Origin of the sequence: Mesorhizobium humile, from assembly GCF_033977215.1 — a bacterium.
GTDB classification, from domain to species: Bacteria; Pseudomonadota; Alphaproteobacteria; order Rhizobiales; family Rhizobiaceae; genus Mesorhizobium; species Mesorhizobium humile.
The window spans coordinates 18620-35635 of record NZ_JAVIIV010000002.1 but is presented as its reverse complement, the minus strand read 5'-3'; the positions used below and the strand labels follow the sequence as shown (position 1 = coordinate 35635).

The following is a 17016-nucleotide window of genomic DNA, read 5'->3' as shown; positions in this document are numbered from 1 at the left end:
CTAAACTCGTGACCCCACAAATCCGTGAGGGCGTTCACCAGGCACAGACTTTGGTGTTGGTCTGCGGATTGTTCCAGCAGGCGCCGTCGTCGCGGCTGCGCACGAACTGCCCCGGCAGCGATCGGTTGCGGCTGCCGAACCTGGCGTAGCCGAAGGCAAAGCCCGGCTGGTCGATTTCAAGCGTGATGGTGGGATAGCCCGGCGCCGAGATGCGGAAGCTGCCCTCGCCGTCCAGGGCTTTGTAATTGCACGAATAATAGCCGTCATCGGTGGTGAAGCAGCGCGCCGGCTTGGCCTCGGCCGCCATCGAAAAACAAGGTACCGCAGCCACACACAGACTGCTTATGAGCGCTATCTTGCCCAGTGTCATCGCTTATCCCCCTCCACCGCAGATGGTCGGCCATCGCCCAGGTGGACGAAATGCGCATGACGGCACAAGGGGGTCAAGCGCTGGAAGCGCCCAAGGTTAAGCCCGCTTGGCGACGATGAATATCCGTGGGAAGCGCAGCAGCACTTTGCCGTTCGCCGTCTTCGGATAGGCCTTGGCGATCTTGGCGGTGTAGTTGTCGAGGAACAGTTTCTTCTCATCCGCGTCGAGCGGATCGAGGAAAGGCTTCAACCCGGTCGCCTTCACCCATTCGACGATCGCCTCGGCATCGGCCAGCGGGTGGTTGTAGATGGTGTGCCAGATATCGAGCCGGTCGGCGAGCGGCGACAGAAGATCGTAGTAGAACGACACTGGCGGCAGCGGCCCGCGCGCGGCGCCCTTGAGCTTGGCGGCAAACGGCACTTCCTCAGCAGTCTCGCGCATCAGCTGATGCGAGGCTTCGCCGAGATTGTCCGGCATCTGGACGGCCAGGGCGCCGCCCGGCGCCAGTAGCCCCATCAGCCGCTGGAACACCGCCGGATGCTCCGGCAGCCACTGGAAGACGGCATTGGCGAAGATGACGTCGACGGGATGCTCGGGTTGCCATCCGGCGGCATCCGCCAGCTCGAAATTGACATTCGGCAGCCGCGCCCGCGCCTTCTCGATCATGTCGGGCGAAGTGTCGAAGCCGCTGACTTGAGCATCAGGCCAGCGTTCTACCAGAAGCTCGGTCGAGTTGCCCGGACCGCAGCCGATATCGACGACGCGGCGCGGGAAATCGACTGGCACCTGCGCCACGAGATCGCGCGCGGGCCGCGTGCGCTCGTCCTCGAACTTCAGATATTGGGCGGCGGACCAGTCAGCCATCTGAGAACCTCGCTCTGTTCGCCGCCCCTTCGGACCGATGCTACCGCGTCAGCCGCTTGTGCGTCATGCGGTGCGGGGTCGCCGCTTCGGCGCCGAGGCGCCGCAGCTTGTCCTTCTCATATTCCTCGAAATTGCCTTCGAACCATTCGACATGCGCATCGCCCTCGAAGGCGAGCATATGCGTGGCCATGCGGTCGAGGAACATGCGGTCGTGGCTGATGATCACGGCGCAGCCGGCATAGGCTTCAAGCGCATCTTCCAGCGCGCCCAGCGTCTCGGTGTCGAGGTCGTTGGTCGGTTCGTCGAGCAGCAGCACATTGCCGCCGCCCTTGAGCATCTTGGCCAGATGCACGCGGTTGCGCTGACCGCCCGAAAGGTTACCGACCTTCTGCTGCTGGTCGCCGCCGCGGAAGTTGAAGGACGAGCAGTAGGCGCGGCTGTTGACCTCGTGCTTGCCGAGCTTGATGACTTCGGCGCCGCCGGAGATCTCTTCCCACACAGTCTTGTTCGGATCGAGCGCGTCGCGGCTCTGGTCGACATAGCCGAGCTTGACCGTCTCGCCGATGCGGATCGAACCCGCATCCGGCTTTTCCTGGCCGGTGAAGGTCTTGAACAGCGTCGTCTTGCCGGCGCCGTTCGGGCCGATGACGCCGACGATACCGCCCGGCGGCAGCCTGAACGACAGGTTCTCAATCAGGAGCTCGTCGCCAAAGCCCTTGTTGAGGCCTTCGACCTCGATGACGACATTGCCGAGGCGCTCGCTAGAGGGGATGACGATCTGCGTGTCGGTCGGCTTGCGGTTCTGCGACTGCTCGACCAGTTCCTCATAGGCCTTGATGCGCGCCTTGGACTTGGTCTGGCGCGCCTTGGGCGATGACTGGATCCATTCGCGCTCGCGCCAGATGGACTTCTGGCGGGCGTCGTCCTCGCGGCCTTCCTGGATCAGGCGCTTGGCCTTGGCGTCGAGGTATTTGGTGTAGTTGCCCTCGTAGGGAATGCCACGGCCGCGATCGAGCTCGAGGATCCAGCCGGTGACGTTGTCGAGGAAGTAGCGGTCGTGGGTGATGATCAGCACCGAGCCCGGATAGTCGCGCAGGTGCTTTTCCAGCCACTGCGTGGTCTCGGCGTCGAGATGGTTGGTCGGTTCGTCGAGCAGCAGCAGGTCGGGCTGGCGCAGCAGAAGCTGGCAAAGCGCGACGCGGCGGCGCTCGCCGCCCGACAGGTTGGTCACCTCGGAGTCGCCTGGCGGGCACTGTAGCGCATCCATCGCCATCTCGACCTGTTGCTCGAGATCCCACAGGTTGAGCCGATCCATCTCGTCCTGGAGTTTGCCGGACTCATCCGCGGTCTCGTCGGAATAGTTCATCATCAGTTCGTTGTAGCGCTCGATGATAGCCGTCTTCCTGGCGACGCCTTCCATGACGTTTTCCATCACGGTCTTGCTTGGGTCGAGCTGCGGCTCCTGGGGGAGATAGCCGACGGTGGCGCCTTCTGCCAGCCAGGCTTCGCCCTGGAACTCCTTATCGAGCCCGGCCATGATGCGCAGGATCGTCGACTTGCCCGAGCCGTTGGGACCGAGGATGCCGATCTTGGCGTCCGGATAGAAGGACAGGTGAACGTTATCGAGCACCTTCTTGGTGCCATAGGCCTTCGACAGGCCGGACATGTGATAGATGAACTGGCGAGCCACGCGCGCTTTCCTTGGAAACTGAAGTGTCAAGGTGGATGGGGGTTGCGCGCTATGTAGGCGATGAAGCGCCGAACGGCAATCGCTTTCGGCGTGCGACGGCCAATCCGCGCGCATTCGCCGGTTTGCGCCCCTCAAGTCGGTCCACAGCTTTTCGTCGCAGCCTAACCCCAGACGGTTTGACCAAAACCGCCGCCTACTGGAAACCGATCGCGTCGACCGTGCCCTTCGGGCAACCGGCCTTGGCTGTCGGCGCCGATGCCATCAGGAGGTCGGCAAGCTTGCTGTCCGGGCCGATCGGGCCGGACAGGCCGAGCGTCAATTCGCCGATCAGGCGCCGGCCGCTCGACGGGTCGACCAGGCAGGACACGCGCACCCGATCTCCCGCGCCGGCGCCGAAAGCCTCGTTGAAGGCGCCGCGGATCTGATCCGAGGTCAATTGCTTGCCGATGTTCTTGTTGAAGAGGTCGCGCACCGCGGACGCGTTCACCGCCCGCATCAGGTTGAGCGCGTCGGAGAAATACTCCTGCTGGCTCTTGCCGTAGCAGGTGCCGTGCTTGATCCATTCGTGGCGCTCGAGCTTGGAAGCCGTGCCCGGCATCACCTGGTCGAGTTCGGCGCGCGTGTTGGCGTCGAGATCGACCGGCGGCAGGTCTCCCCAATGCGACGGATTGTCATTGCCCTTGTCGCTCGCCGACACCTGGCAATAGAAATTGCCGTTCGGCTGTGGCCACAGCCCGTGCAGCGTGAAGTGCGAAGCGTCGAACTCGCTTGGGTTCTGAGCCTTGCATTCGGGTTTGCTTGCCTTGGTCTCGCAGAAAGCCGGCTGCCAGCTCAGCGCAAAGACATATTCGGGTTTTCCGGAGGCAGGCGATGACGGCTTGGTCTGGCCGGAGGGCGCCGGGGTCGTCTGCGCGCTGCCGCCCGTGACATGGCCGCAGTTGATCTTCACCCAGCGCCGTTCGGGATCGGCGCCCGGCACCTGGATGAGATAATGGGTGGGCTCGTCCTTGTTGCCGGCAAGCAGCTCGTAGCTCTTCCCGGCTTCGGTCGAGATGTTGCCGGGGTTCTTGCCGCTCTTGATGGCCTGCGTCGCCGGGCAGGCGCTGTCGGAAACGAAAGTGCCGCTCATCTTCACGTCGGCATGCGCCACGCCGGCACTGGCCAAAGCCAGCGCCATCGAACCCCACAATGCCCAAACCCGCATCCCGCTCTCCCGGCGATTATTGAACCGTATTGGATTCGTCACACTAGAACAGCCGGCGTGTCAGAATTGCGATCTTTTTTCACCGCGCGAAAAAACAATCCCCAGCTCACCGCGTCCATCGGCGTGTCCGCAAGCACGCTTAGCACCTCCGCGCGATGACGGAATGCCGGCGTAACATATCGGCAAACGCGCGCTCGCGCACTTGACGCCGGCAAAAGCCTCGCCCAACAGTCGCCAAGGGAGCGAGACATGCCATTCGACAGAAAGACGAGCCTGGCGTCACCGACGAAGGCCGAGCTCAACCTTTATATAAAACAGGCCGCCGGAAATCCGCGCGCCGTGGTCCAGATCAACCATGGCCTGGCCGAGCATGCGGCGCGCTATGCCCGCTTTGCCGATTTCCTGAGCGAGCGTGGATTCCACGTCTATGTCCATGACCATCGCGGCCATGGCGCGACAAAGGCAGCCGACGCCCCGCTCGGCAAATTCGCCGATAGCGGCGGCATCGCCAAGGTGATCGCCGATGTCGACGCCGTTCACGACCTGATCGCCTCGGAGCATCCGGGACTGCCGGTGATCGTGTTCGGCCATTCCATGGGCGCCTCGGTCGCGCTCAACTTCGTGCTGCGCCACTCCGAGCGTGTCCATGCCGCCGCGATCTGGAACGGCAATTTCTCGCAAGGCCTGCTCGGCCAGCTGGCGCTGCTGATCCTCGGCTGGGAGCGGATGCGGCTGGGTTCCGACGTGCCGTCGCGCCTTCTGCCCAAGCTCACCTTCCAGGCCTGGGGCAAGGCGGTGCCCAATCACCGAACCTTGTTCGACTGGCTGTCGCGCGACCCGATCGAGGTCGACAAATATGTCGCCGATCCGCTCTGCGGCTGGGATGCTTCGGTCTCGATGTGGCGCGATGTGGTCGACATGGCGCTTCACGGCGGCAAGGACCAGAGCTTTGCCGGCGTCCGGCGCGACCTCTTCGTTAACCTTGTCGGCGGCGAGAAGGACCCTGCGTCGGATTACGGCAAGGCGGTCCATCAGCTGGCAAAGCGCATGCAGGCAATGGGCTTTTCGAATCTGGTTTCAAAGGTTTATCCCGAAACCCGCCATGAAAGCCTGAACGAGATCAACCGCGACACCGTCATGAATGATTTCGCCGCTTGGGCGGACGGCGTGCTGAAATCCTGATCCGGCGTGGCCTATCGTATGGGTCGTGACAGGGCCGGTGCGGGTTGCTAGAGCCTGCGTTTCGTTGGAACACGGTGATCCATGGCCGAACCCCCGCTGAAAGGCATCCGCGTTATCGAACTTGCCCGCATCCTGGCCGGTCCGTGGGCCGGGCAGCTGCTTGCCGATCTCGGCGCCGATGTCATCAAGGTCGAGAGCCCCGACGGCGGCGACGACACCCGCAAATGGGGCCCGCCCTTCGTCATGAGCCATGACGGCGAGAACCTCTCGGCCGCCTACTATCATTCCTGCAACCGCGGCAAGCGTTCGATCGCCATCGATTTCTCCAGGCCCGAGGGTGCCGACACGCTGCGCAAGTTGGTCGCCACCGCCGACGTGCTGATCGAGAACTTCAAGCTCGGCGGACTGAAGAAATACGGCCTCGACTACGAAGGCCTGAAGGCGATCAATCCGCGCCTCGTCTATTGCTCGATCACCGGTTTCGGCCAGGACGGCCCTTACGCGCCGCGCGCCGGCTACGATTTCATCATCCAGGCCATGGCCGGCATGATGTCGATCACTGGCGAGCCCGGCCGCGAACCACAGAAAGCGGGCGTCGCCATCTCCGATCTGTTCACCGGCCTCTATTCGGTGATCGCCATCCAGGCAGCACTTCGCCATGCCGAGAACACCGGCGAGGGCCAGCATATCGACATGGCGTTGTACGACAGCCAGATCTCGGCGCTCGGCAACCAGAACCTCAACTATCTGGTTTCCGGCAAGTCGCCGGTGCAGATGGGCAATGCGCATATGAACATCGCCCCTTACGAGGTCCTGCCGGTCAGGGACGGCCACATCATCCTCGCGGTCGGCAATGACGGGCAGTTCGGCAAGTTCTGCGCCGCGGTCGGCCTTGCCGATCTGCCCGCCAATCCGGATTTCGCCACCAACCCTGCCCGCGTCGCCAACCGCGTGACGCTGCGCGAGACGATCGTCGCGACGCTGGCGACGTTCGACCGCGACCCGCTGCTCGCCAAGCTGGAAGCCGCCGGCGTGCCGGCAAGCCCGATCAACACGATCGGCCAGATGTTCGCCGACCCGCAGACCGTCGCGCGCGGCATGCGCCTCGACCTCGACGACGGCCACGGCAATCGCCTGCCTTCGGTGCGCGCGCCGATGGTGATGTCGGGCACGCCGCTCGTCTATGAGCGACCCTCGCCGCGCCTCGGCGAGCACACGGACGAAATCCTTGCCGAACTGGAGAGAGCAAAATGAAGACCGGTGGACAACTGATCGTCGAGGCGCTCGAAGCGAACGGCACCGACCGCATCTTCTGCGTTCCAGGCGAATCCTATCTCGCGGTGCTCGACGCCCTGCATGATTCCGCGATCCGCACCATCGTCTGCCGCCAGGAAGGCGGCGCCGCAATGATGGCCGACTGCCAGGGACGGCTGACCGGCAAGCCCGGCATCTGCTTCGTCACCCGCGGCCCCGGCGCCACCAATGCCTCGGCCGGCATCCACATCGCCATGCAGGATTCGGTGCCGCTGATCCTGTTCATCGGCCAGGTCGCCAGCCACGCCAAGGAGCGCGAGGCGTTCCAGGAGGTCGACTACAAGCGCTTCTTCGGCGACATCGCCAAATGGGTGGTCGAGATCGACGATGCCGCGCGCATCCCCGAATTCGTCACGCGCGCCTTCGCCGTCGCGACGTCGGGCCGTCCTGGCCCGGTGGTCATCTCGCTGCCGGAGGACATGCTGACCAGCGAGGTCGAGGCTCCGGAAGCGCTCCCGCACACGCCGGTCGAAACCCGCCCCGGCGAAGCCGAGCTCGATGCGCTGGAGATGTTGCTGAGCAACGCCAAGCGTCCTTTCGTCATTCTCGGCGGCACGCGCTGGAACGAGGAAGCGGTAGCGCATATGCGCGCGATCGCCGAGACCTGGTCGCTGCCGGTCGGCTGCTCCTTCCGCCGCCAGATGCTGTTCGACCATCTGCATCCGAATTACGCCGGCGATGTCGGCATCGGCATCAATCCGAAGCTGGCGGAGCGGATCAAGCAGGCCGACGTCGTGCTTTTAATCGGCGGCCGCCTGGGCGAGATGCCGTCTTCCGACTACACGCTGCTGAAAAGCCCTTACCCCGACCAGGCGCTGGTGCATGTCCATGCCGATGCCGGCGAGCTCGGCCGCGTTTACCGGCCCACGATAGCCATCAACGCCTCGCCCGCCGCTTTCGTCGAGGCCTTCGCCAAGCGCAAGCCTGCCGTCAGGCCTTCCTGGGCGGCCGAGGCGGAAAAGGCGCACGCCGCCTATCTCGAATGGTCGAGGCCGCCCCAGACCGGCCCCGGCGCCGTCCAGATGGGCCCGATCATAGACTATCTCGGAAAGGTCCTGCCGGAAGACGCCATCCTCACCAACGGCGCCGGCAATTACGCCACCTGGGTGCATCGCTTCTACCGCAACCGCCGCTTCGGCACGCAAGCGGCGCCCACGTCCGGCTCGATGGGCTACGGCACGCCAGCCGCGGTTGCCGCCAAATCGCTGTTCCCGGATCGCACCGTGGTTGCCTTCGCCGGCGACGGTTGCTTCCTGATGAACGGCCAGGAGTTCGCGACGGCTGTCCAGTATGACCTGCCGATCATCGTGATCGTCATCAACAACGGCATCTACGGCACGATCCGCATGCATCAGGAGCGGGAATATCCGAGTCGCGTCGTCGCCACAGATCTCAAGAACCCGGACTTCGCCGCACTTGCCCGCGCCTATGGCGGCCATGGCGAAACAGTGGAAAAAACCGCCGACTTCGCGCCGGCCTTCGAACGCGCGCGCGCCAGCGGCAAGCCGGCGATCGTCGAGATCAGGCTCGATCCTGAAGCGATCACGCCGACCCGCACACTGACGCAGATCCGCGACAGGAGCTAAGGCGAAAGGCAGCCTGCTGCCTTTCTGCCGGCTGCGCTATGTTTGGAGGTGGAAGGGGCGGTGAACCGCCCCTTTTGCGTCTTTACATCGCCTTCTCGATCTGGCCGCGGATCTCGCCGTCCTTGTTCTTGGCGGTGTGGACGTTGACATAGTATTTGCCGGCCTCGAGGTCGGCCGCTTGCGCGTCGGTCAGCGTCGCCGATCCCTTGATCGGGCTTTTCAGGTTCTTGAACGGAATGACGGGGTCCGCGTTTGCGCCCATATCAGCCGGACCATGGATGTGGGCGCCAACTGCCGGCCCGCTGAGGCCGGAATATTTGACGTTCCAGCTGAGTTTCTTCTTGGTTGTGTCGAAAGTGAGTGTCGCGGTGCCCTTGCCCTTGGTCGTCACGGGTGGGCTCTGCTGGCTGCCGTCGAGCGTCGCCTTGAACTTCATAGTCTCGGCCATGGCTGGCGATGCGAGAAGGAAGGCGGTCGAAACGGCTAAGGCCGAAAGCATCGGCACGGACAGGATGCGCATGAAGAACCTCCGTTGATGGCAGCATCCTGCACGGCTCCCCAGCGCGCGGATGCGTCACTGAAACGGCTGGGCGGCGCTTTGTATCCCTGCGCGCACAATTATTTTACCTCAACCAACGAAAAAGGGGCGGTCGCCCGCCCCTTTCCAACTCCTGCGTTGAGCGCAGATCTTACTTGATCGCCTTGTCGGTGATCGCGGTCGTGTAGGCGCCACTCGCTTCCTTGCTGATGATCTTCTGGTCGAGCAGCGCCTTGGCGGTGCGCTCGTAAGCGGCCGGGATCAGCTTGCCGTCGGCATTGTCGATCAGCTTGGCCACTTCCTTCATCATGAACTTCTGGTGGTTCTCATCCTGGCCGCCGGCGTCGACGACGATCCCGGCCGCCTCGTCGGTATTCTCGGTGGCGTATTTCCAGCCCTTCATCGAGGCGCGCACGAAGCGCACCATCTTGTCCTCGAAGGCCGGATCCTTGAGCTTGTCCTCAAGCGTGTAGAGCCCGTCCTCCAGCAGGTCGTTGCCCATCGCCGAGTAGTTGAACACGACCAGGTCTTCCGGCTTGTAGCCGGCGTCCAGCACCTGGCCGTATTCGTTGTAGGTCATGACCGAGATGCAGTCGGCCTGCTTCTGGATCAGCGGCTGCACATCGAAGCTCTGCTTGAGCACGGTGACGCCGTCCGGGCCGCCATCGGTCTTGAGACCGATCTTGTTCATCCAGGCGTAGAACGGATATTCGTTGCCGAAGAACCAGACGCCGAGCGTATGGCCCTTGAAGTCGGCTTCCGTCTTGATCGGGCCGGCCTTGGGGCAGACCAGTTCCATGCCCGCCTTCTTGAACGGTTGGGCGATGTTGACGAGCCCCACGCCCTTGTCGCGCGCGGCCAGAGCGCCGCCCATCCAGTCGACGATGACGTCGGCGCCGCCGCCGGCAATCACCTGCTCGGGCGCGATATCAGGGCCGCCCGGCTTGATATCGACGTCAAGCCCTTCGGCGTCATAGAAGCCCTTGGCCTTGGCGACATAATAGCCGGCGAACTGGGCCTGCGTGACCCATTTCAGTTGCAATGTCACCTTGTCGGCGGCCATCGCCTGGAAGGCGGCCAGCGACATGGCGCCGGCCAAAGCAGAAATCAGCAGTCTTTTCATGTTTTTACCCTCTGAAGTTAGCACCCAAACCCACCGCCCCTATCCACCTCGGACAGAGGGATGCCAAAACGTGACGGCTCTCTCGATGAGAGCGACCACGCCATAAAAGACCGAACCCGCAAGTGCTGCAACTGCGATTTCGGCCCACACCATGTCGATGTTCATCCGCCCGACTTCCGTCGAAATGCGGAATCCCATGCCGACCACTGGCGTACCGAAGAACTCGGCGACGATGGCGCCGATCAGTGCCAGCGTCGAGTTGATCTTCAGCGCATTGAAGATGAACGGCATTGCCGCCGGAAGCCTGAGCTTCAGCAAGGTCGGCCAATAGCCCGATGCATAGGTGCGCATCAGGTCGCGTTCCATATGCCCGGATGCGGCGAGCCCGGCGACCGTGTTCACCAGCATTGGGAAGAAGGTCATGATGATGACGACCGCTGCCTTGGACGGCCAGTCGAAACCGAACCACATGACCATGATGGGTGCCACGCCGATGATCGGCAGCGCCGAGACCATGTTGCCGATCGGCAGCAGCCCGCGCCGCAGGAACGGCACGCGGTCGGCAAGGATGGCGACGATGAAGCCGGCGAGATTGCCGACGATGTAACCGATCAGCACCGCCTTAAAGATCGTCTGCCGCACATCCGCACCCAGGATCGGCAGCGAATTGGCGAAGCGCGCACCGATGGCGCTCGGCGGCGGTAAAAGGATAAAGGGGATGCCGGCGCCGCGTGTGATCGCTTCCCAGATGATCAGGATCCAGGCGCCGAAGATCGCCGGGATGACCAGCCGCAGCGCAGTCTTCGCCCAGCCCTGCGTGGGGCGTAGCGAAGAGAGCAAGGCGACACAGCGCCAGGCAAGCAGCCAGGCCGCGGCGAGCACCAGGAAATACGGCGCCAGCGCCGTGCCTTCGAAACCGGCTATGCCCTTGATCAGCAGCCAGGCGGCAACATGAGCGCCGGCGAACAGCACGGCGGCTTCAACGATCGGGGTGAGCTTCACCATCGAAACCAGCGCTGCGATCAGCAGCAACCCGATGATCAGCCCCTTCGCGCTCATATAGGGATAGGCCAGCGTCGTGGCCGGCTCCGCCAGCGCGGCGGCTTCGGGCTTTGTCATTGCGCCGAGCGCGAAGGCGATGAGGCACAGCGCAATCGCCAGCACCGATTGCCAGGATGGTTTCAACCAGCTCATGCCGGCCTCCCGCCCATGGCGCGATCGACGAGGCGTCCGGCGATACCCACCACCATCACCAGCAGCGCCGCGACGATCGAGCCCGCGACCAGCGCCGACCAGATATCGATGGTCTGGCTGTAATAGGCGCCCGCGAGCAATTTCGCGCCGATGCCTGCGACCGCGCCTGTCGGCAGCTCGCCGACGATGGCGCCGACAAGGCTTGCCGCCACCGCCACCTTCATCGAGGTGAACAGGAACGGCACCGAGGCCGGCACGCGCAGTTTCCAGAAGGTCTGCGAGGCGCTAGCATTGTAGGTGTGCATGAGGTCGAGATGCATGAGCTCCGGCGAGCGCAGGCCCTTCACCATGCCGACGGCGACGGGGAAGAACGACAGATAGGTCGAGATCAGCGCCTTGGGGATCAGTCCGGTGATGCCGATCGCCGCCAGCACCACGATGATCATCGGCGCCACCGCCAGGATCGGAATGGTCTGCGAGGCGATGATCCACGGCATCAGGCTGCGGTCGAGCGTCGCCACATGCACGATGCCCACCGCAATGACGATGCCGAGCGCCGTGCCAAAGGCAAAGCCGAGCAGCGTCGACGACAGCGTCACCCAGGCGTTGTAGACCAGGCTGCGGTTCGACGTGACGGATCGCAGGAAGGTGTTTTCGAAGAAATTCACCGCCACCTGGTGCGGCGCCGGCAGCGTCGGCTTCGGCTGCGACAGCGTCTTGCCGATGAACTCGACGGTGCCGGGGCTTTCGTTGGCCCTGGCGTCGAGGTCACGCTGGAACGGCGCGTTGAGGATGACGGCAAAGACGTACCAGAGCACCACCACGCCGGCGAGGATGGTGGTGACGGGGATGATTTTGGAGCGGAAGCTATCCATCTAGCGCTGCCCTTCTCCTCTCCCCACTGGGGAGAGGGTGGCCGGAGCGAAGCGAAGGCCGGGTGAGGGTGAGTGTATCCGCCCCTCGAGCACCGCTAGAAGCGTATCCAGCACCGCGCGGCGCTCGGCCAGAACCTCCTGATTCCAGAATCGAAGCACAGAGTGGCCGTGACCGTTCAACCAGGCGGTCCTCGCCGCGTCGGTTGATGAGTCCGCATGCTGGCTACCGTCTATTTCGACAGTCAACGCTTTCTCACGACACACAAAATCCGCGAAGAAAGGACCCAGCGGCACTTGCCTCACGAACTTGTAGCCGTTGAGGTGCCGCCCTCTCAGTTCGCCCCAAAGCCTGTATTCCGCTTCGGTCTCATCAATCCGGAGTTCACGGGCTCGGGCCGTTGCGCCGACCTTTCTTTTGGTCGGGTCCGTAGACGTCCCCTCACCCGACCTCCGCTTCGCTCCGGCCACCCTCTCCCCGGTGAGGAGAGGAGGAAGCTCGTCCCCCTCAATCATCATAGCTGTGCCCAGCCCTCAACCCATCGCGCACGCGCGCGGCGATCGCCAGGAATTCCGGCGTCTCGCGGATGTCGAGCGGGCGCTTCCTCGGCAGCGTCGATTCGATGATGTCGGTCACGCGGCCGGGCCGCGGCGACATCACCACGATGCGCGTCGAAAGATACACCGCCTCGGGGATCGAATGGGTGACGAAGCAGATCGTCTTGTTGGTCCTGTCCCAGAGCTCGAGGAGTTGCTCGTTCAAATGGTCGCGCACGATCTCATCCAGCGCGCCGAACGGCTCGTCCATCAAAAGCAGGTCGGCATCGAAGGCTAAAGCGCGCGCGATCGAGGCGCGCTGCTGCATGCCGCCAGAGAGCTGCCAGGGATATTTCTTCTCGAAGCCCGACAGGTTGACGAGCGCCAGCGTGCGCTTGATGCGCTCGGCCTGCTCGGCCTGGCTCAAGCCCATAACCTCCAGCGGCAGCCCCACGTTGCGCTCGATCGTGCGCCACGGGAACAAGGCGGCGGCCTGGAAGACGTAGCCGTAGGAGCGCTTCTCGCGCGCCTGCTCGGGCGTCAGCCCGTTGACGGAGATCGTTCCCGATGTCGCCCTTTCCAGGTCGGCGATGACGCGCAGCAAGGTGGTCTTGCCGCAGCCGGACGGGCCGATGAAGGAGACGAATTCGCCCTTGCCGATGGTCAGATCGACATTGGAGAGCGCCTGCACCGGACCGTCATTGGTCTGGAAGGTGAGGCCGAGCTTGCTTGCCGAAACGACGGCTGGCGGCTGTCCGGTCATTGGCTGCAGCCTGCCTTTCGCAGCCGCTGCCGCGATGTCCGCAATCCTGTTGATTTTATGATAGCGTTGCTTTCCACTCGTCCTGTCCCACCCGATCGACGCCGCCCGGAGCCTTGCCGATGTCGCCCAAACCCACCTGTCATCTCGTTCGCCCCGAAAGCACCTATCAGGGCAAGCAGGGGCTGAGTTATTTCGCCGGCATCGCCGCCGAAACCGTTGGCTCGTCCGGCATCTGCATGCATCTTCTCACCATGCCGCCCGGCGCCCGCGCCAAGGCGCATATGCATGAAAGCCACGAGACGGCCATCTACGTGCTCTCGGGCGAAGTCCACACCTGGTACGGCGACCGGCTCGAGCATCATATCGTCGTCAAGGCCGGCGACCTCTTCTACATTCCGGCGGGCGTTCCGCATCTGCCCGCCAATCTCAGCGGCGCGCCGTCCTCGGCCGTCATCGCCCGCACCGATCCCAACGAACAGGAAAGCGTCGTCCTGCTGCCGGAACTGGATGCTTTGGTTGCGTAGCGCATTTTGCAGCCAAGCGGCATCGCTTGGCGTCGCATAAATGCGGCCGGAACGAATACGTCTCCCAGGAACCGACGGGATCGCCGTCATTTGCATCGCGCGACTTCGCCCATCACATTGCCGTCCTCGTCGGCCACCACCAGCTTCTTCGCATTCTTCGCGCTGCGCTTGATGGTGAACTTGGTCGGCGCCTGTCCCTCTTCGCCTTCGGCCTCGCATTTTGCCGTCACCACCAGCGATCCGTCGGCCTGGGCTTGGCTGTCGCTGAAGGTGCAGGCGCTGGCCGCCGTGATCAGTTCCTTGTCGGTCAAAAGCAGCATCTTGTCGGCGGCCACTTGCTGGCCGTTCCGGTTGATGCAACCATATTTGTCGCCATAAGGCTTGCTGAGGTCTATGCCCGCGGCGAGAGCCTGGCCGGCGGCCAGCGTCGTGGCCGCCGCGATCGCAAGATGAAGAGCCCGCATGGTCAGACCCCGGTCGCCGGAATGCCGGTCCGCTCCACCTTGCGCGGCGCGGAAATCTCCTTCCAGGTCGACAGCGCCCGATTGACCGCGGCGTTCGGCTCACGCGCGACGAACTCGCCATGTCCGACCTTGGCCTTCACGTCCGCTTCCTCGATCGACAATTCGCCGCGCGAGAAGACGAAGCGCGGCAGGCCGGTCACTTCGAAACCCTCGAAGACGTTGTAGTCGATCACTGACTGCTGCTTCTTGGCCGTGATCGTCTTCTTGCGCTTCGGATCCCAGACGATGATGTCGGCGTCGGCGCCTTCGACTATGGCGCCCTTCTTCGGATACATGTTGAGGATCTTGGCGATGTTGGTCGAGGTCACCGCGACGAACTCGTTCATCGTCAGCCGTCCGGTGTTGACGCCTGTCGTCCACAGCATCGGCAAGCGGTCCTCGAGCCCGCCGGTGCCGTTCGGGATCTTGGTGAAATCGCCGATGCCGTTGCGCTTCTGCTTTGTGGTGAAGGCGCAGTGGTCGGTCGCCACCACTTGCAGCGATCCAGCCTGCAGGCCGGCCCACAGCGAATCCTGGTGCAGCTTGTTGCGGAAGGGCGGGCTCATCACCCGGCGCGCCGCGTGATCCCAGTCCTTGTTGAAATATTCGGTCTCGTCGAGCGTCAGATGCTGGATCAGCGGCTCGCCGTAAACGCGCATGCCCTTCTGGCGCGCGCGGCGGATCGCTTCATGGCTCTGCTCGCAAGAGACATGCACGACATAGAGCGGCACGCCAGCCATGTCGGCGATCATGATGGCGCGATTTGTCGCCTCGCCCTCCACTTCCGGCGGACGCGAATAAGCGTGGCCCTCGGGGCCGTTATTGCCGGCGGCCAGAAGCTTTTGCGAGAGTGCCGCGACGACGTCGCCGTTCTCGGCATGGACGAGCGGCAGCGCGCCGAGATCGGCGCAGCGCTGGAACGACGAATACATCTCGTCGTCGTCGACCATCAGCGCGCCCTTATAGGCCATGAAGTGCTTGAACGAGGTGATGCCGCGGTCGACGACTTGAGCCATCTCGTCGAACACCTGCTTGCCCCACCAGGTGATCGCCATGTGGAAGGAATAGTCGCAGGCCGCCTTCGAGGTCTTGTTGTCCCACATCTGCAGCGCTTCGAGCAGCGACTGCTGAGGCGCCGGCAGGCAGAAATCGACCACCATCGTGGTGCCGCCGGAGAGTGCCGCCCGCGTGCCGGATTCGAAATCGTCGGCCGAATAGGTGCCCATGAAAGGCATTTCGAGATGGGTGTGCGGATCGATGCCGCCGGGCATCACGTAGCAGCCCGTCGCGTCGAACTCATGGTCGCCGTGCAGGTTCGAGCCGATGGCAACGATCTTGCCGTGCTGCATCAGCACATCGGCCTTCCACGTACGATCGGCGGTGACGATCGTGCCGTTCCGGATGACTTTGGTCATATCTGTTCCCCTGTTCTTTCGCGCTTCTTTGCGAGCGGCGTTGCGAGGTGAAATGCTCTAGTCGGTCATTTGACGATTCCAGCAGTCTCCACCACCGCGTGGAACAGCACGTCAGCGCCCGCCGACGCCCATTCCTTGCTGATCTCCTCGGCCTCGTTGTGGCTAAGCCCGTCGACGCAGGGGCACATCACCATGGCGGTCGGCGCGACGCGGTTGATCCAGCAGGCGTCGTGCCCGGCGCCCGACACGATGTTGCGATGCGAATAACCGAGACGCTCGGCGGCGTCACGGATCGCCTTGACGCAGTTCTTGTCGAAGGTGACCGGATCGAAATGCCCGACCTGCTCGATCTCGTATTTGATGTCGAGCGCATCGCAGATCGTGTCGATGCCTTCGCGGATGCGGCCATCCATGGCGTCGAGCACTTCCTTTTCCGGTGAGCGGATGTCGATGGTGAACACGGTGCGGCCGGCGATGATGTTGCGCGAGTTCGGATAGGCCTGCATGTGGCCGACCGCGCCGACGGCGTCGGGCTGGTAGTCCATGGCGATCTCGTGCACCAGTTCGATCACGCGGGCCATGCCGAGCCCGGCATTGCGGCGTTTCGGCATCGGCGTCGAGCCGGTATGCGCCTCCTTGCCGGTCAGCGTCACCTGCAGCCATTTCAGGCCCTGACCATGGGTGACGACGCCGATATCGATGCCCTCGTCCTCGAGGATCGGTCCCTGCTCGATATGCAATTCGAAGAAGGCGTGGATCTTCCGGTCGCCGACCTTCTCGGTGCCCTTCCAGCCGATGCGCTCGAGCTCCTCGCCGAACTTTTTGCCGTCCTTGTCGACATGCTGGTAGACATCGGCCTGGTCGAGCACGCCGGCGAACACGCCGGACGCCATCATGGCCGGCGCGAAGCGCGCGCCTTCCTCGTTGGTCCAGTTGGTGACGACGATCGGGTGCCTGGTCTTGATGCCGAGATCGTTGAGCGAGCGCACGACTTCGAGCCCGCCCAGCACACCGAGCACGCCATCATACTTGCCGCCGGTCGGCTGTGTGTCGAGATGGCTGCCGACATAGACGGGCGGCAGGCTGGGATCGGTGCCTTCGCGGCGGGCAAACATCGTGCCCATCTCGTCGACGCCCATTTCGAGCCCCGCGGCATCGCACCAGCGCTTGAACAGATGACGGCCTTCGCCGTCCTCGTCGGTCACGGTCTGGCGATTGTTGCCGCCGGCAATGCCGGGGCCGATCTTCGCCATCTCCATGATGGAATCCCACAAGCGGTCTGAATTGATTCGCAGGTTTTCGCCCGGTGCGGCCATTTGCGGTTCCCATTTACACCA

Annotated in this window: 17 protein-coding genes; 4 read left to right on the top strand and 13 right to left on the bottom strand. The window is 63.6% G+C overall.

The genetic code is table 11. From position 1 onward, the window contains the following. Positions 1-34 precede the first annotated feature (34 nt). The 4 genes from RFM52_RS03065 to RFM52_RS03050 form a co-directional block, all read right to left on the bottom strand. Positions 35-331, bottom strand: coding sequence for a hypothetical protein (locus RFM52_RS03065; RefSeq protein WP_320295077.1), 297 nt, complete (start codon positions 329-331; stop codon positions 35-37). Between the two features lie 135 nt (positions 332-466). Continuing rightward, positions 467-1234: a trans-aconitate 2-methyltransferase gene (gene tam / locus RFM52_RS03060; protein WP_320295076.1), complete on the bottom strand. Its 768-nt coding sequence runs from the start codon at positions 1232-1234 to the stop codon at positions 467-469. Between the two features lie 40 nt (positions 1235-1274). Then, positions 1275-2924 carry an energy-dependent translational throttle protein EttA gene (gene ettA, locus RFM52_RS03055; RefSeq protein ID WP_320295075.1) on the bottom strand — a complete coding sequence of 550 codons (1650 nt, stop codon included), beginning with the start codon at positions 2922-2924 and terminating at the stop codon, positions 1275-1277. Between the two features lie 193 nt (positions 2925-3117). Then, complete coding sequence (locus RFM52_RS03050; protein WP_320295074.1) at positions 3118-4128, bottom strand: ribonuclease T2 family protein; 1011 nt, start codon at positions 4126-4128, stop codon at positions 3118-3120. A 249-nt stretch (positions 4129-4377) separates the two neighbouring features. Here RFM52_RS03050 and RFM52_RS03045 point away from each other — a divergent pair, with 249 nt between their 5' ends. The 3 genes from RFM52_RS03045 to RFM52_RS03035 all read left to right on the top strand — a co-directional run bounded on the left by RFM52_RS03045 (position 4378) and on the right by RFM52_RS03035 (position 8210). Then, a complete protein-coding gene (locus RFM52_RS03045; protein WP_320295073.1) occupies positions 4378-5310 on the top strand; it encodes an alpha/beta hydrolase in 933 nt (310 codons plus the stop codon). Between the two features lie 81 nt (positions 5311-5391). Then, positions 5392-6564 carry a CaiB/BaiF CoA transferase family protein gene (locus RFM52_RS03040; protein ID WP_320295072.1) on the top strand — a complete coding sequence of 391 codons (1173 nt, stop codon included), beginning with the start codon at positions 5392-5394 and terminating at the stop codon, positions 6562-6564. After that, the gene (locus tag RFM52_RS03035; protein WP_320295071.1) at positions 6561-8210 is read left to right on the top strand and encodes a thiamine pyrophosphate-binding protein; all 1650 of its coding nucleotides are present in this window, start codon (positions 6561-6563) and stop codon (positions 8208-8210) included. The genes RFM52_RS03040 and RFM52_RS03035 overlap by 4 nt, the downstream gene beginning before the upstream one ends. Positions 8211-8292: 82 nt before the next feature. Here the strand turns inward: RFM52_RS03035 and RFM52_RS03030 are convergent, their stop codons facing one another. The 6 genes from RFM52_RS03030 to RFM52_RS03005 form a co-directional block, all read right to left on the bottom strand. Further along, positions 8293-8730, bottom strand: coding sequence for a CHRD domain-containing protein (locus tag RFM52_RS03030; protein WP_320295070.1), 438 nt, complete (start codon positions 8728-8730; stop codon positions 8293-8295). Positions 8731-8899: 169 nt separating this feature from the next. Further along, the gene (locus tag RFM52_RS03025; RefSeq protein WP_320295069.1) at positions 8900-9871 is read right to left on the bottom strand and encodes an ABC transporter substrate-binding protein; all 972 of its coding nucleotides are present in this window, start codon (positions 9869-9871) and stop codon (positions 8900-8902) included. Positions 9872-9910: 39 nt separating this feature from the next. Next, positions 9911-11065 carry an ABC transporter permease gene (locus RFM52_RS03020; protein WP_320295068.1) on the bottom strand — a complete coding sequence of 385 codons (1155 nt, stop codon included), beginning with the start codon at positions 11063-11065 and terminating at the stop codon, positions 9911-9913. Further along, positions 11062-11940: an ABC transporter permease gene (locus RFM52_RS03015; RefSeq protein ID WP_320295067.1), complete on the bottom strand. Its 879-nt coding sequence runs from the start codon at positions 11938-11940 to the stop codon at positions 11062-11064. Before RFM52_RS03015 ends, RFM52_RS03020 begins: the two co-directional genes overlap by 4 nt. Beyond that, positions 11941-12453, bottom strand: a complete 513-nt coding sequence (locus RFM52_RS03010) for an endonuclease domain-containing protein (RefSeq protein WP_320295549.1) — start codon at positions 12451-12453, stop codon at positions 11941-11943. It abuts the gene before it with no gap. Then, the gene (locus RFM52_RS03005; protein WP_320295066.1) at positions 12446-13237 is read right to left on the bottom strand and encodes an ABC transporter ATP-binding protein; all 792 of its coding nucleotides are present in this window, start codon (positions 13235-13237) and stop codon (positions 12446-12448) included. Before RFM52_RS03005 ends, RFM52_RS03010 begins: the two co-directional genes overlap by 8 nt. A 119-nt stretch (positions 13238-13356) precedes the next feature. Here RFM52_RS03005 and RFM52_RS03000 point away from each other — a divergent pair, with 119 nt between their 5' ends. After that, positions 13357-13761, top strand: a complete 405-nt coding sequence (locus RFM52_RS03000) for a cupin domain-containing protein (protein WP_430699243.1) — start codon at positions 13357-13359, stop codon at positions 13759-13761. An 86-nt stretch (positions 13762-13847) separates the two neighbouring features. Here the strand turns inward: RFM52_RS03000 and RFM52_RS02995 are convergent, their stop codons facing one another. The 3 genes from RFM52_RS02995 to RFM52_RS02985 all read right to left on the bottom strand — a co-directional run bounded on the left by RFM52_RS02995 (position 13848) and on the right by RFM52_RS02985 (position 16995). Next, positions 13848-14225 carry a hypothetical protein gene (locus RFM52_RS02995; protein ID WP_320295064.1) on the bottom strand — a complete coding sequence of 126 codons (378 nt, stop codon included), beginning with the start codon at positions 14223-14225 and terminating at the stop codon, positions 13848-13850. A gap of 2 nt (positions 14226-14227) precedes the next feature. Next, a complete protein-coding gene (hydA, locus tag RFM52_RS02990) occupies positions 14228-15679 on the bottom strand; it encodes a dihydropyrimidinase (protein WP_320295063.1) in 1452 nt (483 codons plus the stop codon). Positions 15680-15744: 65 nt separating this feature from the next. Beyond that, on the bottom strand, positions 15745-16995 hold the full coding sequence (locus RFM52_RS02985; protein ID WP_320295062.1) for a Zn-dependent hydrolase: 1251 nt from the start codon (positions 16993-16995) through the stop codon (positions 15745-15747). Positions 16996-17016 lie beyond the last annotated feature (21 nt).